At 59.0% G+C, this 25,504-nt stretch carries 24 protein-coding genes and 1 other RNA gene; 17 read left to right on the top strand and 8 right to left on the bottom strand.

The genetic code is table 11. The annotated features are described in order from the left end of the window. Window positions 1-8: 8 nt before the first annotated feature. The 8 genes from H6650_04260 to H6650_04225 all read left to right on the top strand — a co-directional run bounded on the left by H6650_04260 (window position 9) and on the right by H6650_04225 (window position 8,587). On the top strand, window positions 9-1,223 hold the full coding sequence (locus tag H6650_04260) for a 2-oxo acid dehydrogenase subunit E2 (GenBank protein MCB8951209.1): 1,215 nt from the start codon (window positions 9-11) through the stop codon (window positions 1,221-1,223). Window positions 1,224-1,367: 144 nt separating this feature from the next. Next, window positions 1,368-1,610, top strand: coding sequence for an acyl carrier protein (locus H6650_04255; GenBank protein MCB8951208.1), 243 nt, complete (start codon window positions 1,368-1,370; stop codon window positions 1,608-1,610). A 251-nt stretch (window positions 1,611-1,861) separates the two neighbouring features. Beyond that, window positions 1,862-3,409, top strand: a complete 1,548-nt coding sequence (locus H6650_04250) for a wax ester/triacylglycerol synthase family O-acyltransferase (protein MCB8951207.1) — start codon at window positions 1,862-1,864, stop codon at window positions 3,407-3,409. Between the two features lie 91 nt (window positions 3,410-3,500). Continuing rightward, window positions 3,501-4,412 (top strand): universal stress protein, encoded by a 912-nt coding sequence (locus tag H6650_04245; protein MCB8951206.1) that lies wholly within the window; start codon window positions 3,501-3,503, stop codon window positions 4,410-4,412. Between the two features lie 52 nt (window positions 4,413-4,464). Further along, a complete protein-coding gene (locus tag H6650_04240; GenBank protein MCB8951205.1) occupies window positions 4,465-5,529 on the top strand; it encodes a hypothetical protein in 1,065 nt (354 codons plus the stop codon). Between the two features lie 131 nt (window positions 5,530-5,660). Then, on the top strand, window positions 5,661-6,488 hold the full coding sequence (locus H6650_04235) for a universal stress protein (GenBank protein ID MCB8951204.1): 828 nt from the start codon (window positions 5,661-5,663) through the stop codon (window positions 6,486-6,488). A gap of 21 nt (window positions 6,489-6,509) precedes the next feature. Continuing rightward, window positions 6,510-7,601 carry an AmmeMemoRadiSam system radical SAM enzyme gene (gene amrS / locus H6650_04230; GenBank protein ID MCB8951203.1) on the top strand — a complete coding sequence of 364 codons (1,092 nt, stop codon included), beginning with the start codon at window positions 6,510-6,512 and terminating at the stop codon, window positions 7,599-7,601. 116 nt (window positions 7,602-7,717) lie between these two features. Beyond that, window positions 7,718-8,587, top strand: a complete 870-nt coding sequence (locus H6650_04225) for a hypothetical protein (GenBank protein ID MCB8951202.1) — start codon at window positions 7,718-7,720, stop codon at window positions 8,585-8,587. A gap of 118 nt (window positions 8,588-8,705) precedes the next feature. Here H6650_04225 and alr read toward each other — a convergent pair whose 3' ends face one another. Continuing rightward, entirely contained in the window at window positions 8,706-9,914 is a 1,209-nt protein-coding gene (alr, locus tag H6650_04220; protein MCB8951201.1) for an alanine racemase, read from the bottom strand. 264 nt (window positions 9,915-10,178) lie between these two features. Between alr and H6650_04215 the strand changes: the two genes are divergently transcribed. The 5 genes from H6650_04215 (at window position 10,179) to H6650_04195 (ending at window position 15,256) form a co-directional block, all read left to right on the top strand. Then, a complete protein-coding gene (locus H6650_04215) occupies window positions 10,179-11,339 on the top strand; it encodes a helix-hairpin-helix domain-containing protein (GenBank protein MCB8951200.1) in 1,161 nt (386 codons plus the stop codon). 134 nt (window positions 11,340-11,473) lie between these two features. Then, window positions 11,474-12,382, top strand: a complete 909-nt coding sequence (locus H6650_04210; GenBank protein MCB8951199.1) for a hypothetical protein — start codon at window positions 11,474-11,476, stop codon at window positions 12,380-12,382. A gap of 326 nt (window positions 12,383-12,708) precedes the next feature. Further along, window positions 12,709-13,710, top strand: a complete 1,002-nt coding sequence (locus H6650_04205; protein ID MCB8951198.1) for an aldo/keto reductase — start codon at window positions 12,709-12,711, stop codon at window positions 13,708-13,710. Between the two features lie 26 nt (window positions 13,711-13,736). Continuing rightward, window positions 13,737-14,498: a nucleoside phosphorylase gene (locus H6650_04200; protein MCB8951197.1), complete on the top strand. Its 762-nt coding sequence runs from the start codon at window positions 13,737-13,739 to the stop codon at window positions 14,496-14,498. Continuing rightward, complete coding sequence (locus H6650_04195; GenBank protein ID MCB8951196.1) at window positions 14,495-15,256, top strand: GNAT family N-acetyltransferase; 762 nt, start codon at window positions 14,495-14,497, stop codon at window positions 15,254-15,256. Before H6650_04200 ends, H6650_04195 begins: the two co-directional genes overlap by 4 nt. A 181-nt stretch (window positions 15,257-15,437) precedes the next feature. On the opposite strand, the gene H6650_04190 is transcribed toward H6650_04195, so the two are convergent. Continuing rightward, the gene (locus H6650_04190) at window positions 15,438-15,809 is read right to left on the bottom strand and encodes a phage holin family protein (GenBank protein ID MCB8951195.1); all 372 of its coding nucleotides are present in this window, start codon (window positions 15,807-15,809) and stop codon (window positions 15,438-15,440) included. A gap of 393 nt (window positions 15,810-16,202) precedes the next feature. Between H6650_04190 and H6650_04185 the strand changes: the two genes are divergently transcribed. Together H6650_04185 and H6650_04180 are read left to right on the top strand one after the other, a co-directional pair. Continuing rightward, a complete protein-coding gene (locus tag H6650_04185) occupies window positions 16,203-17,567 on the top strand; it encodes a PDZ domain-containing protein (protein ID MCB8951194.1) in 1,365 nt (454 codons plus the stop codon). 348 nt (window positions 17,568-17,915) lie between these two features. Further along, window positions 17,916-18,146, top strand: coding sequence for a DUF4342 domain-containing protein (locus H6650_04180; protein ID MCB8951193.1), 231 nt, complete (start codon window positions 17,916-17,918; stop codon window positions 18,144-18,146). Window positions 18,147-18,397: 251 nt separating this feature from the next. Here H6650_04180 and H6650_04175 read toward each other — a convergent pair whose 3' ends face one another. The 6 genes from H6650_04175 to H6650_04150 form a co-directional block, all read right to left on the bottom strand. Beyond that, complete coding sequence (locus H6650_04175; GenBank protein ID MCB8951192.1) at window positions 18,398-19,555, bottom strand: NAD(P)/FAD-dependent oxidoreductase; 1,158 nt, start codon at window positions 19,553-19,555, stop codon at window positions 18,398-18,400. Window positions 19,556-19,776: 221 nt separating this feature from the next. After that, window positions 19,777-20,280, bottom strand: a complete 504-nt coding sequence (locus H6650_04170) for a low molecular weight phosphotyrosine protein phosphatase (protein MCB8951191.1) — start codon at window positions 20,278-20,280, stop codon at window positions 19,777-19,779. A 100-nt stretch (window positions 20,281-20,380) separates the two neighbouring features. Further along, window positions 20,381-20,807, bottom strand: an RNA gene (gene rnpB, locus H6650_04165) — RNase P RNA component class A. A gap of 67 nt (window positions 20,808-20,874) precedes the next feature. After that, entirely contained in the window at window positions 20,875-21,663 is a 789-nt protein-coding gene (locus H6650_04160) for a restriction endonuclease (protein MCB8951190.1), read from the bottom strand. Between the two features lie 60 nt (window positions 21,664-21,723). Next, on the bottom strand, window positions 21,724-22,797 hold the full coding sequence (locus tag H6650_04155; GenBank protein MCB8951189.1) for a DNA adenine methylase: 1,074 nt from the start codon (window positions 22,795-22,797) through the stop codon (window positions 21,724-21,726). Between the two features lie 62 nt (window positions 22,798-22,859). Next, on the bottom strand, window positions 22,860-23,630 hold the full coding sequence (locus tag H6650_04150; protein MCB8951188.1) for an FAD binding domain-containing protein: 771 nt from the start codon (window positions 23,628-23,630) through the stop codon (window positions 22,860-22,862). Window positions 23,631-23,938: 308 nt separating this feature from the next. Between H6650_04150 and H6650_04145 the strand changes: the two genes are divergently transcribed. Further along, a complete protein-coding gene (locus H6650_04145) occupies window positions 23,939-24,823 on the top strand; it encodes a DUF2085 domain-containing protein (GenBank protein ID MCB8951187.1) in 885 nt (294 codons plus the stop codon). 33 nt (window positions 24,824-24,856) lie between these two features. Further along, window positions 24,857-25,435, top strand: coding sequence for a DUF4126 domain-containing protein (locus H6650_04140; protein MCB8951186.1), 579 nt, complete (start codon window positions 24,857-24,859; stop codon window positions 25,433-25,435). Window positions 25,436-25,504 lie beyond the last annotated feature (69 nt).

Here is a 25,504-nt window from a genome sequence, read left to right as displayed (position 1 = left end):
AGGATGCCATGGCTGAATTTCGTATGCCCAGTCTGGGCGCGGATATGGAGGCGGGGACGCTGGTAGAGTGGTTGGTGAAGCCCGGTGACCGGGTGAAGCGGGGCGATATTATCGCTATCGTGGAGACGGTGAAGGGTGTGATTGAGGTGGAGGTGTATGAGGATGGGGTGGTGACGGAACTTCTGGTGACGCCGGGAACGGAAGTGCCGGTGGGTGTGCCGCTGGCGCTGATCGGGGAATCGGCGGTGGCGGCTCCGGTGGCGACGATGCCGGTGTCGGTTGCGGCAATGCCGGCACAATCCCCCCCTACACGCCCCTCCAAAGCAGCCGGACGCAATGGCCACGGCGAACGCGTTCGCATTTCGCCCGTGGCGCGCCGACTGGCGGAAGCGATGGGCGTGGACCTGAGCACTGTACGGGGCACGGGACCGCAGGGGGCCATCAGCCGCGCGGACGTGGAAGCCGCGGCAGCGGCAATGAAGCCTGCGCCGCCCACGCCCCCTGTTTCCCCGCCCGCACCGGTAGAAGCCGCGCCGGTAAAAGTAACGCCGACGATGGATGCGTATGCCGGCATGCGCCGCGCTATTGCCGCCGCCATGTCCCGCTCCAATCGAGAAATCCCCCACTACTACCTGGAAACCCGCATGGACATGCGCCAGGCATTGGCCTGGTTGGAGGCGGAAAATTCAAAGAGATCGATTAAGGAACGGATATTGCCGGCAGTTCTCCTGCTCAAAGCCGTCGCCAAAGCCCTCACCATCGTCCCCGACCTGAACGGATACTGGCGCGACGACCAGCTCCAGCCGCAAGAAGCGATCCACATCGGCTTCGCCATCGCCCTGCGCCAGGGCGGCCTGGTCACGCCCGCGCTGCATCACGTAGACCTGAAGACGCTGGACGAGTTGATGGCCGACCTGCGCGACCTGATCACGCGCACACGCGCCGGGCGGCTGCGCAGCTCCGAACTCACGGACGCCACCATCACCGTCACCAACCTGGGCGACCTGGGCGTGGAAAAAGTGTATGGCGTCATCTACCCACCGCAAGTGGCCCTCGTCGGCTTTGGCAAAGTAATCGAACAAACCTGGGTGGAAAACGGGATGCTGGGCATTCGCCCCATCCTCACCGCCACCCTGGCCGGCGACCACCGCGCCACGGATGGCCGCGTCGGCGGGCAATTCCTCGACGCGCTCAACCGCGCCTTGCAAGAACCGTTGGAGTAGCAAGGGACAGGTAGTGAGAGGCCAGAATTTCCAAGATTGGTTCATTCTCCACGAATGAACCAATCTAAAACGCTCAGATCGTCACCACCTACCCCCCACCGAACACCATTCCCAGGAGGAATAATGATGTTTGCTGCACCTGCTGTGACAAAGCAACAAGTTAAGGAAACCGTTTTCGACCTATTGAGCACCATCGCACCAGAGGCGGACTTTGGTCGCCTGGACCCCAACGTGGACCTGCGCCAGGCACTGGACATTGACTCGTTCGATTTCCTCAATTTCCTTATTGGCCTGGATGAAGCCATCGGAGTGGAAATCCCGGAAGCTGACTATGGCAAGCTGGTATCCCTGAACGATTTGCTTGACTACCTGATGGCTCATCTGTGACAACCTGCCTCATGCGGAACACTGAAAAGAAACCCGGTTTCTGAGCTTCAGGGAGAAGAAACCGGGTTTTTGTCCCATTACAAAGATCACCCGCGTCAGGTGAGCGTCACAACTTCCGTTTCCGGCGACGAAAGATTATACTTGACGTAGTGGCGAGGATGATGTTCCCCGCCCGTCGTCAATCGATCATGCCATTGGCGCGCGGCAACGGCTGTCGATTTTGTCCGCGCTTTGCCGGAGGAACAAGCCCTATGAGTAACAGCCCTGAAACCATGTCTAATGTGGACACCGCCTGGTGGCACATGGAGCGCCCCACCAACCTGATGATGATCACCGGGGTGATGACGCTGGCCCAGCCGATTGAATTTGAGGAGATGCACCGCATCTACGAGCAGCGACTTCTGCGTTTTGATCGCTTCCGCCAGCGTGTGGTGGACTCGCGCGCGCCGCTGGGCAGCCCGCAGTGGGAGTTTGACCCCCATTTTGATATTCGTGCCCATCTGCACCGTATCGCCCTGCCTGCTCCTGGGAACCAGGCGGCACTGCAAGACCTGGTCAGCGACCTGATGAGCCAGCCTCTGGACTACAGCAAACCGTTGTGGTCGTTTCATCTGGTGGACAACGTGGGCGCGGGCTGCGCCATCGTCGGGCGGCTGCATCATTGCATCGCCGATGGCATCGCCCTGGTGCGCGTGCTGCTCTCCCTCACAGACGCCTCGCCAGACGCCATCTGGATAAACGACGAAAGCAGCGATAGACACCCATCCGGCTTGCTTTCCACTCTGCTTCGCCCGGCCGTATCCGCTGCCCGCTCCACTTTGCGGCTGACGGAAACCGTGCTGAACGAAGGCATTGAAACGATGCTGCGTCCGACGCGCGTGTTGGATGCGGCGCGGCTGGGAACCAGCGGCGCGGCGCGGCTGGCGAAAATCGCGCTTTACCGGCCTGATCCGCAGACGATGTTTAAGGGGGATCTGGGTGTCCTTAAGCGGGCGGCGTGGACGGAAAAGCCATTGTCGCTGGTGGATGTAAAGGTGGTAGGCAAAACTACGGGGGGCACGGTCAACGATGTACTGCTAACGGCGGTGTCCGGGGCGCTGCGGCGTTATCTGGTGGAGCATGATCAGCCCGTCGATGGGCTAAACATTCGCGCCCTGGTTCCCGTAAACCTGCGGCCATTGGATAAGGCGCTGGAGTTGGGCAATCGTTTTGGGCTGGTGTTTCTGTCGCTGCCGGTGGGGATTGAGGACCAGTTGGATCGTTTGTTTGAGTTGAAGAAGCGGATGGACGAGATCAAGGATTCGCCGGAAGCGGTGGTGGCGCTGGGGGTGCTGCACGCGATGGGGATGACGCCGGTGGAGATTGAGGATCTGATTCTGCGCTTCTTTGCCAGTAAGTCTACGGCGGTGATGACGAATGTGCCCGGACCGCGGGAGTCGCTCTATTTCGCGGGGGCGCGCGTGGAAAGCATTATGGCCTGGGTTCCACAGTCGGGGCAGTTGGGATTGGGGGTGAGCATTTTCAGTTATGCCGGCAATGTCTGGCTGGGAATCGCCACAGATGAGGGACTCGTCCCCGATCCGCGGCGCATCATTGAGCATTTCTACGACGAGTTCGCCCAAATGCAAATGCTGCTGCCGGAAGCTCAAGAAGCCGCCACGGCCACGGGAGACACCGCCGTCAACCGCTGCCAGGGCGTCACGCAATCCGGGCGGCCGTGCCGCAACCGCGCCCTGCCCGACTCTACCTACTGCCGCGTCCACCAGAGCCAGGCGGCGCCCGAAAATGACGCATCATAACGTGACGCGCTTTTCCTGGCGCGTCACATCTGAACAATAATGGCTAACGAATCAATGGGAAAAACCTCGGTTGATCCCAAAGGAGGCCTTCATGTTCCAAAAGATTCTTGTTCCCTTGGATGGTTCACAGCTTTCTGAGCAAGCCTTGCCGCTGGCGACGATGCTGGCCGAAGCCGTCAACGGCGAACTCATTCTGTTACGCAGCCAGGTTTTGGTCCATATGATGATGCCGGAGGTGGCCATGGAGTACGATTGGGTCTGGCCCGCCGGCTCCCGCAATGGCTCGCGCAACGAAGTGGCGGATTATCTGGGCGGTTTGCAAAAGAGTTTGCAGCGCAGCGGTCTGACAATCCACACGATGGTGGTTGAAGGGGATGAAGCGGGAGCTATCGTGGATGCCGCGGATGAGGAAGACGTTGACTTGATCGTCATGTCCAGCCACGGGTATTCCGGCTTCACGCGCTGGATGTTGGGCAGTGTCACGGAGAAGGTGCTGCATTCCGCCCCCTGCCCCGTCTTCGTGGTGCAGTCGGCGCAACCCATTCGTCATATCATGATCACGTTGGACGGCTCGCAGTTAGCGGAGAAGGCGCTGGAGCCGGGGCTGGAAATGGCGCGGCAGTTCGGCGCTCGGGTGACGCTGCTGCAAGTGAATATGCTGCTGCCGTTGGGTTATGGCGAGGCGTTGTCCGGTGAATGGGCGGAGATGGATGTAAGCCAGGGGTTATTTGACCAGATGCGCGAGGGAAGCGAATCTTATCTGGCGAGTGTGGCGGCGCGATATGCCGGCACAATTCCCATGGAAACCCACGTCATTGATGGCATCACCGTCCCCAGCATCCTCGACTACGTAGAAAGCAACGACGTAGACCTGGCCGTGATGAGTACACATGGTCGCTCCGGGCTGCGCCGCTGGATTTATGGCAGCGTCACCGCCAGAGTACTGCGCAGCGCCCCGTGTTCCATGCTGATCATCCGTCCGCACGCGGAAGAACTGCGCTAGTGGTTTACCAACTTCCAGGAAGCTGCCAGCCTCCTGGAAGATCCTTTTCTTAATGCCGGCATCCTTTCACTCTCGACTCTGGCCCCGCCTGGGTAAAGCAGTGTTGTTTTGTGGCAGCCTGTTCCTCTTCATTCTGGCAATCACGTTGATGAAAGAAGGAGCGCGCAGCCTGGCCCCACTGCTGCGGCAAAGCGCGTTCATGGAGAGCGTGCCTCGCAGCCTGGGCGTCGGTTGGTTAGCGACCTACATCCTGATGAGCGGTTCGCCGGTCGCTGCCGCCTCCCTGACCTTCTTCGACGCGGGCGTCACATCACCGCTGGGCACGTTTGCCATGATCACAGGCAGCCGATTAGGGGCCAGTTTCATGGTCATCTTCCTCGGCTTCATTTACGTGCTGCGCGGGCGCGACCGGGCCACCAGCCTGAGCATGGGGCTGCTCTCCTGGCTCGTCACCGGTTCAACTTACCTGGTCAGTTTCGTTTTGGGGGCAGCCCTGCTGCGTGCCGGCATTTTCAACGACATCCATCCGCGCTCCACCGTGTTGCTGAACGCTATCACAGACCGCCTCTTCGATCCCGTCGTGGGCGTCTTCATGGGCATTTTGCCGCGGTGGGCGTTGTTTCTTGTCGGCACGGGCATCATCCTCATCAGCTTCAACCTGTTTGACCGCTGCCTACCCGGCGTCAGCCTGAAAGAAAGCCAGATCGGGCGCGTTTCCCTCTTCGTCTATCGCCCCTGGGTGATGTTCCTCCTGGGCGCGGGCATCACCCTCATCTCCATGTCCGTGAGCGTCTCGCTGAGCATCCTCGTTCCCCTGAGCAGCCGCGGCTTCGTGCGGCGCGAAAACGTGATCCCCTATATCATGGGAGCCAACGTAACAACTTTTATTGACACGCTGTTTGCCTCTTTGCTACTGGAAAACCCGCAAGCATTTACCATTGTGCTGGCGCAGATGGTCAGCGTGACCTGCGTCTCGCTGCTGGTGCTGCTGTTGATGTACCAGGTGTATGCAGAGAAGATGATCAACCTCGTCGTCGCCACCACCAACAGCAATCGCCATCTGGCGCTGTTTATGGGCATCATTTTTGCCTTGCCGTTGCTGTTTCTGCTGGTTTAGGACTGACGATGAAACAGAGTACAGCATTGCCTCATCCGTTTGAAGGAACGGTAAAGAAACAACTTCGTCGTCTTATTTAATTCCGTTCCTTGTCGCCTTGTCGGCCGCTTCCAGGAAGATAGAAAAACGCTATGAAAATCCTGATCGCCATTGCCACGCCGTCGCACCTGGCGGCCATCACGTTTTTCGTCAGTCGGCTGCTGCCGGAAACGGAGAAGCAAGTGACGCTGCTGCGCGCGGTGCGCGGAGAGGAGCGGCGCGCGGCGGCGCTGGCGTTGCTGGCACAGGCGGGCGCGGATTTGAAGCAGGCGGGCATTGCGGCGGAGATGAAGGTGGCGGTGGGCAATGCCGGCAAAGTCGTCATCAACGAAGCCAAAACCGGCCAATACGACCTTCTGATCGTCGGGCATACAAGTGCGGCAGGGCAGCCAACGCGCCGATTTACCGGTTCCGTCGTACGCCGACTCGTGGCCCATGCCCCCTGCCCGGTACTCGTGGTCGGTCGGGAAACAGAAGCCAGCGTAGAACAGATTTTGCTGTGCGATGCCGGCACGAAATCCCCCTCCCTCATCGAACGGCTGGCCGCGCAGCTACCAGGGCTACTGGATGGAACCGAAACCATCACCATCCTGCACGTCATGTCCCAGATCAGCGCCGCCCCCGGCATCCCTGGCAAACAACTCCGAGCCGACGCCGAAGAACTGATAGAAATCCATGCACCTGAAGGTCGCCTGTTGGAACGAGACATCAATCTTCTGCGTCGTTTTCACGTCCAGGCCAAGCCCAAAGTGCGTCACGGGCAGGTAGTGCAGGAGATCATGGCCGAGGCGGACGGCGGCGGCTACGGGCTGGTGGTGATTGGCGCACATGCCGGCAGCGGCTGGCAGCGCTATTTGCTTGAAGACCTGGCCCAGCAAATCCTGACCCACCTGGAATGCACCGTGCTGGTCATTCGCTGAGCCTGTTTTGGAGGTGTAACCATGACGCACACGCGGACAATTATCGAACCCGGCGTGGCGCAGGGCGAGTGGTGGCACCGGCTGCCGGACGGACGCATTCAGTGCGACCTGTGCCCGCGTTACTGTCGTCTGCGCCCAGGCCAGCGTGGCTTCTGCTTCGTGCGCCAGGCGCGGGAAGACGGGATCGTCCTCACCAGCTACGGACGCGCTTCGGGATTCTGCATAGACCCCATTGAGAAGAAGCCGTTGAATCACTTCTATCCGGGCAGTAGCGTCCTCTCCTTTGGCACGGCCGGCTGCAATCTCGGCTGCCGCTTCTGCCAAAACTGGGACATCTCCAAAGCGCGGCAGATGGACCGGCTGGGAGATTGGGCCGCTCCTGAGGCGGTGGCGCGGGCGGCGCTGGTCAACGGCTGCCGCGGCATCGCCTTCACTTACAACGACCCCGCTATTTTCGCGGAGTACGCCATTGACTGCGCCATTGCCGCGCACGCTCTGGGACTGAAGACGGTAGCCGTTTCCGCCGGCTATATCGCGCCGGCGGCGCGCGCGGAGTTCTTCGCGCACATGGACGCGGCGAATATCGACCTGAAGGCGTTTACCGAGGATTTCTACAACCGCATTTGCTTCGCGCACCTGGAGCCGGTGCTGGAGACGTTGCGCTGGCTGAAGCAGGAGACGTCCGTCTGGCTGGAAGTGACGACGCTGCTGATTCCGGGGCATAATGATGACGCGGCGGAAGTTGCCCAACTGTGCGATTGGTTCGTGGCAAACCTGGGCGCGGAAACGCCGCTGCATTTCACGGCGTTTCATCCCGATTTTAAGATGCGGGATGTGCCGCCAACGCCGCCGACTACGTTGAATCGGGCCAGGCAGCAGGCGCTGAATGCCGGCATTCATCACGTCTACACCGGCAATGTCTGGGACCGCGGCGGCCAGTCCACCTACTGCGCCGGCTGCGGCAACCTCTTGATCGAACGAAATTGGTATCAACTGGGTGCATGGCGTCTCAACGCCAACGGCTGCTGTACAACCTGCGGCCAGCGGTTGGCGGGACACTTCGCCCCCCAACCAGAACGGTGGGGCGGGCGGCGTCAGCCCATCCGCCTGTAGATGTCACAAATGACGCAAATCTGTTTCGAGAGAAGCTTGGGAGGACGCAGCCGCTCCCCCAAACCGCCAACTATCCACCAACCACTGTCCACCAATCACTATTCTTCGGAGATCGCATGTTCCCTGAGTTTGAAGACAGTTCCCTCCCCGCGCCCACGTTTTCCGCGCTGCGCTTGGGGAGGGACCCCAATTTGCCCGTCCCACTGCGTGGTGTAAATCAGCTTTCTGCCGGCATGAAACGCCGCCTCCTACGCCTCCTCATCCCCCCTAACCTCCTCACCCACTTCCGCATCAACCCCATCAGTTGGGAAAACCCGGCGGGCGAACCACTGATCGACATCACAGCGGAGCCGGGCGAACCGCTGCTGCGGTTGGTCGGCTGGCATGAACCAGGCGCGCGCGACCCCTTCTACATGCTGGAACTGGTAGACAACATCTTCAACGGCCTCGACGTGAACCTGCTCGTCCTCAGCGACCCACACAGCCCCCGCTACTACACCGACCGCGGCCTCGAAGGACGCGACACCCTCTTCGGCACGATCCACCGCAACCTGGTCGAAGAGGAGCGGGCGATGCTGGCCGGGCTGGCTCCCGCGCAGATCCGTCTCGGGCTGCGCGCCTCGCGGCTGGTCATGCAAGGGATTGAGTGGTTCGCCGCCATCCTGGGGCATCCCATCCTTTATCTCGAACCGCTCACCTACCTGGATGCGTGGCTCTTTGAACGGCGCGGCTGCGGCTACATTTCCGGGCGGCGGCTGATGGAGAAAATCCACGTCGCTTTTCAGCCAGGGGAACCGCTACACGCGGCGCTGGATGGCAGCACGCCCTTTCGCCAGCCGGGGCAGTGGCGCACCGTGCGCGGGCGAGCGTGGGCCATTCACGATGGCATTCTGGCAACTATCGGCGAGTCGTGGAACGGGGTGCGCATGGCGAAACGGGTCGGCTATATGGCCGGCATGGATACTTTTCCCGGGGCGCTTTATTAACAGCTCGCTCATACTCAACTCAGGCTTTGTTTAATTTTTGCCTCTAAAATTCGAGTGAAGTCGCCAAACAAGCATCTCAGCCCCTGGTTTCCCCTCCTGGCCAGGGGCTGAGTGCTTTCTAATGGTTATTATCCCGGATGTAGATGCGGGGGACGCGGGTGTTGATGTTCGTGAGGACTTCGTAGGGAATGGTTCCCGCCCATTCAGCCACCTCGGCACAGGTGATCGCCTGGTCGCCTGACTCCCCCAGCAAGATGACTTCATCTCCATTGTAGGCGCTGTCCCAACCGATGTTGACCATAAACTGATCCATGCAAACGCGCCCGACGACAGGGTAGCGCCGCCCGCGGATGATTACCTGGGCGTGGTTGGAAAGACCGCGGAAGTAGCCGTCGCCGTAGCCGACGGGGATGGTGACGACGCGGCTGAGGGTTTCCGGGGTCCAGGTGGAGCCGTAGCTGACGGGGTGGCCGGGTTTGACGACTTTGAAATAGACGACGCGGGATTTCCAGGCGAGGGCGGGGCGCACGGGGATGGTGCGGGGGACTTCTTGAGAAGGGTAGATGCCGTAGAGGAGAATGCCGGCACGCACCATGTCGAAATAGCTGCCTGGCAACTGCAAGATCGCGCCGGAATTGGCCATGTGGCGCAACGGCAGGGGCAGACCATGCCGCGGGAAAAAGCGCAGCGCCTCCTCAAAGCGGGCCAACTGCTCCCGCGCCGAGGTCAGGTCCGCTGCATCCGCGTTGGCAAAGTGGGAAAAGACGCCTTCGACGCGGCAATGCCGGCATCTCGCGGCCGCGGCAAACAGGGTGTCGGCGTTGTAGTAGTGGACGCCAATGCGCTCCATGCCGGTATCAATCTTCAGATGCACGCGGGCCAGCACCCCCATTTGCGCGGCGATCTGGTCAATTTGGCGCAGTTTTTCCACAGAAGAGGCGGTGAGGGTGAGGTCGTGCCGCAGGAACAGGGGAATCTGGTCCCCCAGGATGCCGCCGAGAACGAGGATGGGGGTGGTAATGCCGGCATTTCGCAGCAAAATCCCCTCCTCCAAAAAAGCCACCCCCAGGTAGTCCACCCCCAGAGACACCAGATGGTGCGCCACCTCTAGCAGCCCGTGCCCATACGCATTCGCCTTCAGGATTGCCATCACGCGCGCCGGCGCAACCTGCCGTTGGATGAGACGCAAATTGTGCGTCAGCCGCGACAGGCTCACTTCGGCCACGGTGGGCCGCACCACGCCGCTTTCGGCGATAACAGGATTGAGGATGGAGACCATGAGGAGAATTGTATGCGGGAGGAAAATGCCGGCAAGTTCGCGCCCCACATGCAGATGAAGGACTTCCCCCCTCCATCGTTCTTACGCCGCGTCAATCATTCCGTCCAATTGCGTGGCGACACGATTGACCATTGTCAAGACCGTTTTTTGACTCTACCGAAAAAAACCCTTCGAGACGAGAAGTTCAACTTTTTCCTCGACTGAATTTCCGATCAATGACTAAAAGTTGAACTTCTTTCGGTGGACGCTTTTTTGTATGCACGCTTGCGGAATGATTGCCCTGGACAGAACGCATGTGCTATAATGGTGATTATGGAAACGACGCACAAGCTGCAAACGATTGCCACGCAGATGCACCTGGAGCCGGCGGAAGAGACCGGCAGCGCCGGGACGCCTTGTGGGGCGCGCACGGCCCACAACTGGAAGGAAGAGTTGGGCGTGTTCCACGCCGCGCTGCCCGGCGGCAAAACCATCCCCCTGCTGAAAACCATGCTGACCACCGCCTGCGAGCGCAACTGCGCTTACTGCCCCTTCCGCGCCGGGCGCAACTATCGCCGCACGACTTTCAAGCCCGAGGAGATGGCGCAGGCATTCATGAGTATGAATCGTGCCGGCATGGTGCAGGGTCTTTTCCTCAGTTCGGGCATCATCAAGGGGGGCGCGGCCACGCAGGACCGGCTGCTGGACACCGTAGACATTTTGCGCCGCCAGCACCAGTTTCGCGGCTACGTGCATCTAAAAATCATGCCGGGGGCGGAAAGGGCGCAGGTGGAGCGCGCCATGCAGTTGGCGGATCGCCTCTCGATTAACCTGGAAGCGCCCACGCCGCAACGGCTGGCCGTGCTGGCCCCGCAAAAGCAGTTCCTGGCGGAGCTTTTGTCGCCGCTGCAATGGGTGGAGGAAATGCGCCAGACGCAGCCGTCCCGCCTCGGTTGGAATGGGCGCTGGCCTTCCACGGTGACGCAGTTTGTGGTGGGCGCGGCGGGGGATTCGGACGTGGAGCTGCTGTCGGCGACGGAGTATCTTTATCACCGATTGCATTTGAGCCGTACCTATTTCTCCGCTTTTCATCCGATTGCGGACACGCCGCTGGCGCAAATGCCGGCAACGCCCCTCATGCGCCAGAATCGACTCTACCAGGCATCCTTCCTACTGCGCGACTACGGATTCGACCTGGAAAGCCTGCCCTTCGATCCGGAAGGTAATCTGCCGCTGGACCGCGACCCCAAGCGCGCCTGGGCGGAGACTGCCCTGGCGGACAACCCGGTGGAGCTAAACCGGGCCAGCCGCGAGGAACTGCTACAGATTCCCGGCATTGGCCCCCAAAGCGCCAACACCATTGTCGCCGCCCGCCGCCGCGCCACCTTGCGCGAGTTGGAGGAACTGCACGCCATCGGCCTGCGCACCACGCCCATGGCCCCCTTCGTTCTCCTGGATGGCAAGCGCCCAACCTACCAGATGCGGCTCTTTTAGGGACGAGGGAGGAGTTACGAAGGACGAAAATAGTCACAGATTTCGCGGATGACGCAGATTTGTCTGGATGATATTTGCCGGGGTGCGCGTCTGACCACTATCCACTGACCACTATTCTCAAAGGAACAACCCTCATGCCTATGCACCAGCCGACCCTATTTGGAACGCCGCCCGCCGAAGCCGCTTTCAACGTGTATCACGATGAAAGCGGCTTTTATCGTCCTGGGTCGGGGAGCAGGTGGCTGCTGCATGGGGTGTTGTTTGTGCCGGCATCGCAGCAAACCCAAATCGTCACGCTCCTGCAACAAATCCGGCAGGAAAACGCCTACTTCGACGAAATCCACTTCGTCAACCTGCGCCGCTCCGTCTACGGTCCCAAGCCTCAATGCGCCCGCCAGTGGCTGCAAACCTTTGTCAGTGAAATCGCCAGCCGTTGTTACTACTATTGCCTGGCGGTAGACACCCAATCCTCCGGCTTCCAGGCGGAACGCTTCCCCGAACCGTACCACGTCTACAACTACTTCGCGCGCACGGCGATCATTGCCGGCATTGCCTGGTCCCTGTCCAATTACGAGCGCGTCGCCCTGCGCCTGCACTCCGACAAAAAAGCGCGGGCAGCGGGAGACAACTTCGCCACCTACCTGCCACGCCAGGTCTCCCAGGAAATCGCCAGCCGGCGCGCCAAACGCCCCGCCGCCTACCCGCAAACACGAATGCTGGCCCCCAACGTCGTGCCCATCGGCTCCAATCCCGCCTGGGCGGCGGACGAACAGAAAGAGGCGTGCGAACTCATCCAGTTGGTGGACCTGGTCACATCCGGTTTCCGCCAGGCATTGACGGCCAACTCCGGGCAGCGGGCGAAAGTGGTCCTGGCGGAACTCATCGCCCGTTGGGTCGAAGACACGCGCCGCCCCCCGTGGCTGCAAACAGAAGAACTCCACCGCCGCTTTTCCGTTTCCTGCTTCCCCAACCGCCACGGCGACTTTCACGACCCCGCCCTGGCCATCCAGCAAATCAACCAGTTATCCCTATTCGACCCATAAAAGTGAGTTCACTGAAAAAACCGGGTTTTTCGATTGTCCGGCTGAAATTACCAGAGTGGTTCATGTGTAAAAACCCGGTTTTTGACCTTTTTTCAGTAGAGTCAAAAGTCATTGGCCGGAGGGTAATAGCCAAGGAACTACGGCAATCGGGGACGCGCCATGCCGGGGGGATTCTGCGCAACACGCCTCATTCCAGGTATAATCCAGGACTAGACTACAACCAGATTTCGGGAGGGACATTGACAACATCTTCCCGGAAGCTGCTCCCCAAGGCCATCATCCGTGACGGCGCTTCCGGGAAGATTATTTTCACAGGAGACAACATCATGGAGCATCGTCGTTTAGGGCGCTCAGGCTTGCAGGTGAGCGTTTTGTCTTATGGAGCCTGGGTCACCTTTAGCAACCAGTTGGACATGGACAAGGCATGGGAGATGATGCGGGTGGCGTATGATGCCGGCATCAACTTCTTCGACAACGCCGAGGTATACGCGCACGGGCAGGCGGAAACCATCATGGGGCAGGTGCTGGCGCAAAGCGGCTGGCGACGCGACAGCTACATCGTCTCCAGCAAAGTGCGCTGGGGCTGCATCTCCGACCCCAAGCCCACGCAGCTGGGCCTCAGCCGCAAGCACATCGTGGAAGCGTGCCACCAGGCCATGGAACGGCTGCAAGTAGACTACCTCGACCTCTACTTCTGCCACCGAGCCGATCCCGCCGTGCCCGTGCTGGAGGTCGTGCAAACCATGACCGACCTGATCCGCCAGGGCAAGGTACTCTACTGGGGCACGTCGGAATGGACAGCGCAGCAAATCATGGAAGCGCACGCCGTCGCGCGCCAGTACAACCTCTATGCGCCCACGATGGAGCAGCCGCAGTACCACATGCTCCACCGCGAACGGTTTGAGGTGGAATACGCCCGCCTTTACCAGGAGTACGGCATGGGCACAACCATCTGGTCCCCGCTGGCCTCCGGCATTCTCACGGGCAAATACAACGACGCCATGCCCGCGGATTCGCGCATGACGCTGCCCGGCTACGAGTGGCTGCGGCGCATGGTGGAAAGCGAAGAAGGGCAGGCGCGGCTGGCGAAAGTGCGCCAGTTGACGGGAATCGCCGACGATCTGGGCATCAGCATGGCGCAAATGGCCGTGGCCTGGTGTCTGAAAAACCCCAACGTGAGTACCGTCATCCTGGGTGCGTCTCGCCCCAGCCAGATTACGGAGAATCTGGGCGCGCTGGAAGCGGTCAGCCTGCTCACGGATGAGGTGATGGCGCGGATTGAAGAGGTGTTGGGGAACAGGCCGGAAATGCCGGCATTCTACTTATAAAGCAGCATCAGAAGGTAGCAGACAGAATGACGACCACGCTCCCGTTAACCAAATTGCCCGTGGGCGGCGTCTCGCCGGCGGTGCTGGTCTGTGGCGACCCGGCGCGTGCCGGCCGCATCGCGGAGATGTTGCAAGACGCGGCCCTGCTCAGCGAGTGGCGCGAATACCGCGCCTATCGCGGTTTGCACCAGGGGCTACCCGTTACCGTCTGTTCGCACGGCATTGGCGCACCGGGAGCGGCCATCGCCTTCGAGGAGCTGATCGCCGCCGGGGGGCGCTGCCTCATCCGCGTGGGCACGTGCGGCGGTTTGCCGCCGGATGTGGGGGATGGGGACGTGGTGATTGCCACGGCGGCGGTGCAGTCCATTGGATATGCGCGGGAGGCATTGCCGCCCGGCTACCCGGCGGTGGCGGACCTGGATGTAAGCGTGGCGCTGCGCGCGGCGGCGGTGGCCGGCGGGAAGCGGGCGCGGGTGGGTTTGGTGGTGTCGCGGGATGTGTTTTATGCCGGCATCACCACCCCCCACACCCCCAACTACCACGACCTGTCCCAGGCCAACGTCCTCGCCGTGGAAATGGAATGCGCCGCCCTCTTCCTCGTCGGCGCGCTGCGTCGGGCGCAAACCGGAGCCATCCTCGCCGTCGATGGCAACGTGCGCGGTAGCGGCGAATCAATGAACACGTACCAGCCCCATCGCCCCCAGGTGAGCGCCGCCGTGACCGCCGCTGGCGAGATCGCTCTCGCCGCCCTGCGCCTGCTCCACCCCGATTCCAAAGATCCATCATGAACCTATCCGACCAACGACGCGCCATTCGCCTGCTGCTCAATGAACGAGACGCCACGGACGCGATGGCCGTCTACTATGCCTTCTATCACCCTGACAATCGCACGACGTTGGTGACGTATCCGGAGGATGCGGAGCGGGCGCGCGGCTACGTGGCGCTGTCGCGCACGGGGATTGATCTGTTCCGCCCGCTGGTGACGATGCGGCTGCCGACTGTGGAGAAGGGGGGGGAATTGGATTTGGATGCCGGCATCCACCTCCTCTACCGCGCCATTCCCCCCGAAACCCCCATCATCCTGCACACCACCACCACCTACCTACCCCTCATACGCGCCGTCTTCGCCATCGAACGGGAACAGACGCTGCGCCTCTTCCGTCTCGACGCTAAACGATTCGAGCCAATCATCAACATCTTCGTCACCCAGGCCAACTCCCCCGACGAGCTGCCTCGCTTCATCGTGCGCAATCCCCCAGGCGACCCGCGCGGCGAAATCGTCGCCAGCGCCAGCCTCAACTGGCAATCACCCACCTTCGCCGACATCGCCGTGCGCACCCATCCCAACTATCGCCGCCAGGGATATGGTCGCAGCGTTGTCGCCAGCCTGGCGCAGCACCTGCTGCGCCAGAGCCGCACGCCTCTTTACTCCGTGGAAACGCACAACACCGCGTCCATCGAACTGGCGCAGGCTGTCGGCTTCCGCGACACCCTGGCGCGCACCGTCATCCTGGAAGGCCACCTGCAGCCGGGAAGGAATGGTTAATGGATGGTAACTATTCACGTCTCCGAGAGATTGGACCAATTTTGTAGACATCAATAAGATTCAACCAGAGCAAATTGGTCCAATCTGGGCAGATGACCTGTATAGTCACAATGGATGAACTGTTAAATCCTGGAACGGCTAACGATCTTGCATCCATGCTAACCATTCACCCATTCACCCATTAATTGTTCTCCCGCTCGTCTTTGAGAAGCACATTCAGCACGCCGCTGACCAGGCTGATGACGATAGAGCCGAGGAAGGTCGCCACAAAGCTGTCCGAGGAAATCCCCAATCCCAATGAATTGGACAGGGCAATCGTCAGAGACAGCATGAGCGTGTTCACAATGAGAACGAACAGCCCCAGCGTCAGCAGCACCAGCGGGCAGGTGAGGAGCAACAACAGCGGACGCACCAGCGCGTTCACCAGGCCAAAAATCAAGGCGACGGCAATCAGGGAAATAGCCGTTCCATCGTGGTGTAGCCCCGGGAGCAACTTCACGGCTACCCACAAAGCAATCGCATTGACGAACCAACGCAACAGTAAGTTTCGCATTCCTGGTCTCCTTTGATGAGAATTGACAGGAGTGTCAGTCCTTTTGCGCGAAGTATACTCTAATGCTGCGCCACGGGGTAAGGGACTCCGCCCGGCAGTGATCAAACCATTGGCGTGTATTTTGATAGGAGAAACTGGCGCAGTTTCCAGAACTACGCCAGTCTGGGAAGTGCGCAACCCTTCAGAGCGTTAATGACAAAAATCACATTAGATACATGCCTTATGCCACTTTACAAAAAAGCCCAAGGGGATTTAGTGTGATGTGAGGGAGTCTTGCATTTAGGCGCACTTTGCCTACATCAATCCCCATTCTCCACTCCGAACCCGCAAAGCCCATCCGGTTAGCAACCTTCTAATTTCCCAAGCAAGCGTCTTTACATTCAGTGAAATCATATGAAAAAGTTAACCATCTTACTCAGCGGCTACAAAGCAGCGGTTATCATTGTGATTCTTCTGCTGATTTCCTGTGGGCTGGCGGGCTGCAGCCCGGGGCAATCCGCAACAGCTACGCCAACGCCAACAATTCCACCGGAAAAGCTGGCCGAATACCGGGAAACGTTCAATATCGTCTGGCAGACAATCAATGAAACCTATTTCGATCCCGATTTCAACGGCGTTGATTGGGACGCAATGTATGACGAATACCTGCCCAAGATCAGCGCGGCCGAAAACGAGGAAGCGTTCTACATGCTTGTGAATGAGATGTGCTTTCAGATTAATGCCTCCCATATGGCTCTCTTGCCGCCGGGTTCGGCTGATCAAATAGAGCCGATCCTTTCCGCGCGCGGCAGTGTAGGCCTTGACGTTCGATTCATTGACGAACAGGTCGTTATCACCAGCGTAGAGGCCGGATCGGCCGCCAACCGGGCCGGACTTCAAACCGGTTTTATCATTCTGAGTGTTGACGGGGTTTCTGTTGAAAATGGGGAAGAATGGATCACACTCTGGCTACCACCTCGTAACGAACGCCGCCGGCAGGGACAGATACTCAGCGCGATCCTGACGAAATTCTATGGCGAACCTGGCCAATCCATCACTGTTTCCTATCTTGACGCGCAAAACCAGGAGCATGAGGCCACCCTGGTGATGGAGGCCCGAAAAGAGGAACCCTTTACTGCCCAAGATTTGCCCGCGATGTACATTGGATTTGAAGCCAGACGGCTGGAAGGAAACATCGCCTATATCCAGCTAGACGGCTTTCTGCCCCCCGTCCTCGACGGGGTCCTGGGCGCCATCCAGGAGATGGGAGATGCGCCAGCCATGATTATTGATGTTCGCGGCAATCCCGGCGGTTTTTACTACGTTCGCAAGGCAATCGCCAGCCAGTTCTTCCGGGAACGGACATTGCTCTGGCGGTACATCACCCGCCCAGGTCTTGAGTTGCCAGGGTTCGAGCGTGAAGGTTATACCGATCCGCCAGACGAACCGTATCTCGGGCCGGTGGCGGTTCTGGTGGATATATTAAGTGGGTCATCAAGCGAAGAGTTTTCGGGGATGATGAAAGCAAATCAGCGGGCAACCGTTGTGGGAATGCGCACAGCCGGGTCGGTCCTGGTGGGAGATATTAAAGTACTCCCCAATGGGGCTACTTTCCTGTACCCATTTGCCCAGACGCGAACGGCTGATGGCGCTGTTCTCGAAGATCACGGCGTCATCCCTGACATCACCGTTCCCCTTGACCGCGACGACCTCCGTAATGGGATTGATACCCAGCTTGAGGCGGCGGTTCGATATCTTCTGTCGGAGAGTAACTACTAACGCTCTCTGGAAACGGACCAATTTCACGCGCTCAATAACTCTTTTCGCCAGAGAAAATTGGTCCAATCTGGCTTAGCAGTTACTGTCGGAGATAGAAAATTAGCAACTGTACAGGTACGTTCCCTGAGCTTGTCGAAGGGAACCGGGCTTCGACAAGCTCGGGCTTCGACAAGCTCAGCCCCCGACTGACCTGTACAATTACGAAAAATAATCTTTGCGTCTACTCAGCCTTCAGCGGTGTGACGCACTTACAAACGGGAAAGTGCGTCACACCTGAGGGGCCGAGGCGTATTTTGTCTTTCTGGAAGGAGTCTCATCAGCCGACAGGTGCTTTGATTGTGGAGGATCATGATGACAACATTGAGCGAGCTAGTCAATGAAGGAAAGGAACGCCGGATTACGTTTTACAACAAGAAGGACGGGAGAAAACTGCTGGAGTTGTCCCTATTGTGGACCGTGATTATCGCCCTTGCCGCACCGCAGGCGGCATTGTTGGTACTGTTGTTGGTCCTGCTAGACGTTCTCGACGTAAGAATGGATGACAGGCAAATTGATCTTGTCCAGGGCAAGAAATCTTAGGGTTCGCTCGAGAAATACTTTGGATTTTCCCACAAGTAAGAACCCTTCCAGCGCATCCGTCATTTCCAAATCTATTAACGGATGCGCCCTTAGCGCGCATTCGTTCAAAGGGGCTTCAGGCATTGCCGAAGCCTTCTTGCTTGCCGGATAATCACAAGTTGATTTTGAATGAGCCTCTGAGATCTGTTCCTTTTTTTCTGGCAAGATCGGTTCTACCTCCCAGTTGCCCTTCTCACTCTCGCCTTTTCCACTCAAATCTTGGTAAGGAACGCTTCAGCGAATTTGCTATTGGCGTTCATACGGCGGACCAGGAAATCTACGATAAAGGGGAATTGCCCCATGGCGCGCTGGAAGAAGTAGGAACGGCGCATGCCGGCCCACATTTCCTCGTGGCAGCGCTGCTCGTAGATTTTCAGCGCCGCCGCGGACACATCGCCCTGCGTCATGGCGTCGTCAATGGTGTCGGCGGCAAAGACGCCGGAGACGACGGAATTGTGAATGCCGCCGCCGGTGAGGGGGTTGATGAAGCCGGCGGCGTCGCCAACCAGGATCGCGCCATCATAGACGTGCATCAGGTCATTTTGTGAACCGAAGTTGAGGGACCAGGTGGCGACATCGCGCAGTTGTCCACCATGCTTGAGTCGTTTTTTGACTGCCGGCATTTCCATGAACACCCCCAGCATCTCCTCCAAACTGCGCTTCTGCCGCCGGAAAATGTCCAAGCGCATCCCCAGGCCGATATTCGCCTTCCCCTCCCCAATGGGGAAAATCCAGGCATAACCGGGCACAATTCCCTTGTATAGATAAAACTCGATCTGGTGTGGCAGTTCCTCCAGATCTTCCACGTAGGCGCGCAAAGCCACCGCCCGATGCTTGTCCAGATGACGATTATTTTCCGGGCGCAGCGCGCGCGTGATCACTGACGTGGCCCCATCCGCGCCCACGACCATATTGGCGCGGATTTCCTCCAGTTTGCCATTGCGCCGCGCGCGCACGCCGACAACGCGCCCATCTTCAACAATTGGCTCCTTCACCTGCGCCCGCGCAAACTCCGCGCCGGAATCAACGGCGTGCTGCTGCAAGGCAACGTCGAATTGCAGCCGGGGAATGACGTAGGACTCCGCCCCGGAAGGGCTTTCGCGGAAGTCTGCTTCCAGAACGTACCCTTTGAGCGAACTGATGAGGAGCTTGCGCACGGGGTAGAAGCCGGCGCTGTCGATTTTCTCGCGCATGCCCAGGCCATATAGCAGTTCAATCGCGCCTGCCGGCACAGCATCGCCGCAGGTTTTATCACGGGGGAAGTCCTGCCGGTCCAACAGCAGCACATCGCGCCCCTTGCGCGCCAGGGCCATGGCGGTTGTTGCCCCCGCCGGCCCCGCGCCAACAACGATAACGTCTCGTTCCTTCATGACACTCTTTTCCTGAATGGTATGTAGATCTTCCTGGAAGCTCGATGTCAAGTCCCAAACGCCTCATCGTTCAGATCGTTTGGCATCAGAACAACTTCCGGGAAGGTGGTCGTGAATAGCGACAAGGGTATTAGGGCGCATCCGTTAATAGCTTGGGAACTGACAGATGCGCGGGAAGGGTTCTTGCTTGCCGGATAGGCCCAGTCGATGGGAACAAATCCTTAAATGCCGGCATCCGCGCGAACTTTCGCCAATAGTCCCTGGCAGCCGTCTACAACCAGTCGATAAACCAAGTCAAATTTGCCCGTATAGTAGGGATCGGGAACCTCGCGCCGGTCCGTTTCGGTCGCAAAATCCAACAGACGATAGAGACGAGGATGGTCGCCAAAGCGCCGGCGCAAATCGTCCATGTTTTCATTATCCATGGCCACAACGTAGGTATGCGGATCGGCCATGTCCGCCGCCGTTATCTGGCGTGCGCGCCCCTGGTAAGCAATGTTGTGCGCGGCCAGGATGCGCCGGGTTCCCGGATGTGCTTTTTCGCCGGCGTGCCATGCGCCAATGCCGGCGGAATCCACCGCAATCAGCCGCGCCAATCCCGCTTCATTCACCATCTGTTGAAACACCGCTTCCGCCATGGGGGAACGGCAGATATTGCCCAGGCAGACAAACAGCACACGCACGGACACAAGTACCTCCACGACGGCAGCGTGAAAACACCGCATGAGACGACGGAACGCGCCGGGGGCAGCGTACCTGTTTAATTGGCTACAATTCTGGCGCACAAAGGGCCGGCAGCACGACGACCAGCCACAATAAAAAAAGAAGTCAAGTTGACCTGTAAGCCGCATTCTGTACCTGCCGCGGCAAATGCCGGCAGCAAGTGGTGATCATCTGTCTGGGAACGCCATTGCTGGCGCTCTCTGGCGGCCTACCCGGATGTCAGACGGAACGAGCAGCCCCGTAACGGACGCGGCGGACATGCCGCCGCCCCATTTTCATCCTGCTTGGCCTTGCTCCTGGCGGGGTTTACCTGGCTGGCGACATTACTGCCACCACCGGTGGTCTCTTACACCACCGTTTCACCCTCGCCCAGCCCGGAGGCCGGGCAATACACCTCTCTGTTGCACTATTCCATCGGGTCGCCCCGTCCGGCCGTTAGCCGGCGCCATGCTCCGCGGAGTGCGGACTTTCCTCGACCTCACCGCTTCCGCAAAGGGAAACGAGAAGCCGCGACCACCCGGTCAACTTGACAAAAGGATCGTAACATTGCACCCTCCCCGCGTCAAGCAACACCCGCTCACGCGCAAGAAAGCGCGTTACGGCCTCCGCCCGGCACGCTCTCGCCATTGCCAATACTCACGAATGTTACGATAGGGAACGTATGAATCTATGGCGCGGGCCATATCTTCCGTCAAGTAGTTCATCCAGTAGTCATCAAAGACCATGCGTCCTTCTTTAGCGAACGGCCCTTGTCCCGCCACCAATGCCGGCAAACTGGTAATAGAGCCAATATTTCGCGTGTTGCCACTACCAGGCCGATCTCCAGCTATACGCCACTTTTCCTGGAGCAGAAACGTGAAGTCCCTCACAACCGACGTGATGTCATGCAATTCATCAAGCGTGAACACGCGCCGCTCGTCAATGTTTGCGTCTGTACGTGAGCAAACAACGCCAAGCACGTAATGCGCCGCATATTGCGAATAGGGAAAGGTGATGTTCTTGCTGGAATCACGCTGGCGAAAGTAACCAGTAAACGTGCCGAGCGTAAAACCATTGACGCGCTGTGGATTTATTCTGTATGTACTCTTGAGATCGAGCGCAATTCTGGTACCGTCTGGGGCAATGAGACTGATGTCCGGGTAATGATTCTGGTGTTCACTGAGTACAACCCGATACTCCTTTTCATCTGCGAATTGTGAGATAATGGGGAACAGTATCAACTCGATAATCTTGGAGATAACCTTGGTGTCTATTGAGATAGTGTAGAGATTGCGATAGACATCAATGAAGCCCTTGACGACCCAATCCCCGCTATCTGTCGCCAAAGCCGATTCCAACTGTTCAAAACGGGCTAACAGTGCCCGTCGGAAATCATCCGTCCCCATCGTGCCTCACCTTGATCTCATCATGTAAAAAACGCGCCGCCGTTTTCGCATGATTAACGCCTAAACCCCAATCAGCAGCAACTCCTTCGAGTTGGAATTGGTGGATAAGGCGTATTTGTAGTGACCATAATGCTCAACCCGCACATGCCGTTTGTACTTTTGCAGCAAAGAAACCAATTCTGATTCAATGGGAATCCCATCGCTCCGATAAGATACAACCAGGATGCTCTTCCTAAACCGATGAAATAACCGATTGAATGCGGCATGGATTTGTCTTTTGTCGGTCCATTCATTTGGCCGGAGTTGCAAGCGTAGATGTTTTGAATGATGGTCTAGTTTCTTTTCCCACTCATCGTATATTGTCAAACCTTCAAGAAAGTGATAAAAGGCCAGGTAATCAACAGCAACGCCTTTACGCGAAATATAAGGCGTATCAACATACACCAGATCGTAATCGCCCACGACCTCAAGAGCATCATGGTTTAGGGCCTGGTTTGATTGCCCATTGTCAAACACCGCCTGGTTTGCTTCTTCTATGAAGGTCTGAAACCATTCAGGAAACGGTCTGTCCCAGGAACGCTTATTTCCAAACGAACGCTCAACATCAGCAAAACGCATGTACAAATTCTTGCGATGGAACAGGTTGTAAGGGCGCTTGATCATGCACGCCTGGCACAAGGCAAAGAACGCCAGGGCAAATTTATAAGGATGCGCGAGGCGGCGAATGTTGGTCATCGTCTGATCGATCCAGGCATTTTCCTCGTCCGTGAAATAGATATTGTGGAATGTGTCTTGCACGAAGATCGGGTAGACAATTTCGCTATGCTTCTGAAGCAACCACTGCACGTCCTCAAAGTCGAGTTGCACCTGGTCGTTTTCAATGATCGCCTGTCCAATGTGGTAATTGAAACGCAGCAGATCATTGTAGGTAATGCTTTTGCCTTCCTGTTTTAAGCGATAGGCGACTGCGCCTGTGCCGGCAAAAGCATCCAGACAGGTGTGAAAATCCAGGTCAGCGATCTGCTCCCAAATCCAATCAGTGAGTTTGGCCTTGCTTCCTTGATAGCGCGTAGAGGGGAAACACGCAGTGGCAGTGGGAAATAGGGACAATTGTTGATACGTGTCGGGTTCCATCATACTCTGGTAGAAGCGGCTAATCCGTCGCTACAGGTGTAAAACGTCTACGAAAAGAACAACTATCGAAGCAGTTGCATGAGAACGCGGCGGGTGAGGACGGCGGCCATTTGGGCGCGGTAGGATGCGTCGCCGCGGAAGTCACCCGGATGCCGGCATTCCTCTCCCGCCAACACCGCCGCCCTTTCCATGCCCTCCGTCGCCACGGCTGCTTCAGATGCCGGCAGCCGCACCGGTAGCGCATCAATCCCCGTCGCCGCCAGCCGCACCGTCTCCCCCTCCGGTTGCCACGCCGCCACCGACACAATCGGATAGTCCGCCGGCGTGCGCGCCACCCGCTCCGACGCCCCCCGCCCCGCGCCCCAGGGAATACGAATCTCCGTGATTAACGCAGCCGGCTGGCGCAACGCCCAAAACTGTGGCAGCGACAGGACCACGGCCTCCGGCGCGTAGACCGTCAGGCTGGCCTCCAACACCAGAAGCGCCGCCAGCAGTTCGCTATCCGCCAGCCGGGCAGCAATGGAGCCGCCCAGCGTAGCCGCGTTGCGGTACGTATTCGGCCCGGCGCGATGAATGGCCGCCGCCAACAGCGGATGCCGCGCCGCCAATGCCGCCAGGTCCGTCAGCCGCGCCATGGCCCCCACGCGCAGCCAATCTCCGGCCTGTTCTGCCTGGTCTAGCCCCAGGTCCTGTAAATCCACCACGCCGACAGTCACATCCGCCGCCAGCAGCTTTGTGCCGCCGCCGAGGGGCACGGTATCTGGCTGCGCCAACTGCTGCAGCGCAGTCTCCAAATGAACAGGACGATAGTAGACACGGGGGCGTTTGGGCATCTCTTTTTCTCCTACGAAAATGATCTTCCCGGAAGCTTCGTCACAGATGATGGCCCTGGGCAACAGCTTCCGGGAAGATGTCCTCATGCGCAATAATCTTCCCGGAAGCTTCGTCACAGATGATGGCCCTGGGCAACAGCTTCCGGGAAGATGTTCCCACGGCAGCGATCCGGCGGATTTTTGTCATCTTGCCCTGAAATAGGCATACTTGCGTGAATGAGACTGGAACAGTCTCCGAGACTGCCCCAGTCTGGAATAGCGTAATCACCGCTATTAAACCATATTCAGCAGGAGTCTCAAAGGTCCTTATGACGCAACCCAACATGCCGCCTCCCGCGCCCGAATCCGCGTCGCTGCTGATAACGCGCAACGCGCCGCGCGCGCGCAATCGCTGGCTGCCGTTGTTGGTCATCGTGGGCGCGCTGCTGTTGATTGGGTTTTACGTCACCAGCGACGCGACGGCGCTGGCGCACGACCACGCGCTGGGGGCGCTGGATTTTCTCGGCGGGGCGGTGTGCCACCGTCTTACGGGCCATTCCATCATCATTGCCGGGCGGCAAATGCCGCTGTGCGCCCGTTGCAGCGGCATTTACCTGGGGGTGCTGCTAACATTTCTGGTGACGCTGCTGGCCGGACGGGAGCGGGACGCGGCACTGCCGCGGCTGCCCGTGCTGCTGGCGCTGCTGGGCCTGGTGGGCGTGATGGGTGTGGACGGCCTCAACTCCTACAGCCACTTCCTCCCCCGCGCGCCTCACCTCTATCAACCGCAAAACTGGCTACGACTGGCGACGGGGTTGGGCGCGGGGCTGGCGATGGGCAGCATTGTGTCCCCCGCGCTGGCGCAAACGTTGTGGCAGTCGCCGCGCTGGCAGCCACCACTGCGGTCGCTGCGCGAGTTGGGCGGCCTGGCGCTGCTGGCGGGCGTGGTTGGGCTGCTGGCGCTGAGCAACCAGCCGACGCTGCTGTACGTATTGGCGCTAGCCAGCGGAGCAGGTCTGCTGGCCGTTCTCAGCGCCATTAACAGTATGCTGCTGTTGATGGGTCTGCGCCGCGAGGGGCGCTACGTTTCCTGGCGGCAGGCGCTGCCGGCATTAACCTTTGGTCTGGCGCTGGCATTATTGGAACTGATGGCGGGTGCGTGGCTGCGCCTGAGTCTGTTTGGAACGCTGACAGGATTGCCCGGATTGTCATAGTCTTGTGATGCGCCTGGCGATTGGAGGGAGAAAATGGATTTTGTGACGGCGTTAGGGGGAATTGGGGCTGCTTTTGGGTTGGCGACGAGCGCGGGCCTGAATGCCTATATTCCGCTGTTGATTGTGGCGCTGGTGGCCCGTTTTACGGACTTGATTCGCCTGGCGGAGCCGTATGATTTGCTGACGAGTTGGTGGGTGATCGGGCTGCTGGGGGTGTTGTTGGTGGTGGAGATGCTGGTGGATAAAGTGCCGGCAATTGACTCCGCCAACGACATTGTGCAAACCTTCATTCGTCCGGCGGCGGGGGCCATCCTCTTCGCCGCCAACGCGGGCGTGATCAACGACATCAGTCCGGTGGTGGCACTGGTGGCGGGGCTGCTGCTGGCGGGGACCGTACACACAACCAAAGTGGCGGCGCGCCCGGTGGTCACGGCCACGACTGCCGGCATGGGCAACTGGTTCGTGAGCCTGCTGGAGGACATCGCGGCGACCATCATGTCGCTGCTTTCCGTCATTGTGCCCATTTTGATGCTGTTTGCCAGCGTGCTACTCGTTTATCTGGTGGTGCGGCTGTGGCGGCGGCGCAAACGGCCTGCCTACGCGGAGGCGTGAGCGGCTGTCCGCAATTAAATTAGCGGAAATGTGCGGACAGCGGCTATCCATGATAGCTTGTCAGTAACC

It is taken from the genome of Ardenticatenales bacterium, assembly GCA_020634515.1.
GTDB lineage: Bacteria > Chloroflexota > Anaerolineae > Promineifilales > Promineifilaceae > JAGVTM01.
Note: the sequence above shows the minus strand (reverse complement) of the source record. Positions and strands in the feature narration are given on the sequence as shown.

Bases quoted from the DNA above. Each gene is read 5' to 3' on its own strand.
- H6650_04225 (MCB8951202.1), top strand. From the start codon at position 7,718: ATGTTCCCTGAGTTTGAAGACAGTTCCCTCCCCGCGCCCACGTTTTCC.
- H6650_04170 (MCB8951191.1), bottom strand. From the start codon at position 20,280: ATGCGGTGTTTTCACGCTGCCGTCGTGGAGGTACTTGTGTCCGTGCGT.
- H6650_04150 (MCB8951188.1), bottom strand. From the start codon at position 23,630: ATGCCCAAACGCCCCCGTGTCTACTATCGTCCTGTTCATTTGGAGACT.
- H6650_04180 (MCB8951193.1), top strand. From the start codon at position 17,916: ATGATGACAACATTGAGCGAGCTAGTCAATGAAGGAAAGGAACGCCGG.
- H6650_04160 (MCB8951190.1), bottom strand. From the start codon at position 21,663: ATGGGGACGGATGATTTCCGACGGGCACTGTTAGCCCGTTTTGAACAG.
- H6650_04200 (MCB8951197.1), top strand. From the start codon at position 13,737: ATGACGACCACGCTCCCGTTAACCAAATTGCCCGTGGGCGGCGTCTCG.
- H6650_04245 (MCB8951206.1), top strand. From the start codon at position 3,501: ATGTTCCAAAAGATTCTTGTTCCCTTGGATGGTTCACAGCTTTCTGAG.
- H6650_04190 (MCB8951195.1), bottom strand. From the start codon at position 15,809: ATGCGAAACTTACTGTTGCGTTGGTTCGTCAATGCGATTGCTTTGTGG.
- H6650_04215 (MCB8951200.1), top strand. From the start codon at position 10,179: ATGGAAACGACGCACAAGCTGCAAACGATTGCCACGCAGATGCACCTG.
- H6650_04195 (MCB8951196.1), top strand. From the start codon at position 14,495: ATGAACCTATCCGACCAACGACGCGCCATTCGCCTGCTGCTCAATGAA.
- H6650_04210 (MCB8951199.1), top strand. From the start codon at position 11,474: ATGCCTATGCACCAGCCGACCCTATTTGGAACGCCGCCCGCCGAAGCC.
- H6650_04205 (MCB8951198.1), top strand. From the start codon at position 12,709: ATGGAGCATCGTCGTTTAGGGCGCTCAGGCTTGCAGGTGAGCGTTTTG.
- H6650_04235 (MCB8951204.1), top strand. From the start codon at position 5,661: ATGAAAATCCTGATCGCCATTGCCACGCCGTCGCACCTGGCGGCCATC.
- H6650_04145 (MCB8951187.1), top strand. From the start codon at position 23,939: ATGACGCAACCCAACATGCCGCCTCCCGCGCCCGAATCCGCGTCGCTG.
- H6650_04240 (MCB8951205.1), top strand. From the start codon at position 4,465: ATGCCGGCATCCTTTCACTCTCGACTCTGGCCCCGCCTGGGTAAAGCA.
- H6650_04140 (MCB8951186.1), top strand. From the start codon at position 24,857: ATGGATTTTGTGACGGCGTTAGGGGGAATTGGGGCTGCTTTTGGGTTG.
- amrS (MCB8951203.1), top strand. From the start codon at position 6,510: ATGACGCACACGCGGACAATTATCGAACCCGGCGTGGCGCAGGGCGAG.
- H6650_04155 (MCB8951189.1), bottom strand. From the start codon at position 22,797: ATGGAACCCGACACGTATCAACAATTGTCCCTATTTCCCACTGCCACT.
- H6650_04260 (MCB8951209.1), top strand. From the start codon at position 9: ATGGCTGAATTTCGTATGCCCAGTCTGGGCGCGGATATGGAGGCGGGG.
- H6650_04185 (MCB8951194.1), top strand. From the start codon at position 16,203: ATGAAAAAGTTAACCATCTTACTCAGCGGCTACAAAGCAGCGGTTATC.
- H6650_04175 (MCB8951192.1), bottom strand. From the start codon at position 19,555: ATGAAGGAACGAGACGTTATCGTTGTTGGCGCGGGGCCGGCGGGGGCA.
- H6650_04250 (MCB8951207.1), top strand. From the start codon at position 1,862: ATGAGTAACAGCCCTGAAACCATGTCTAATGTGGACACCGCCTGGTGG.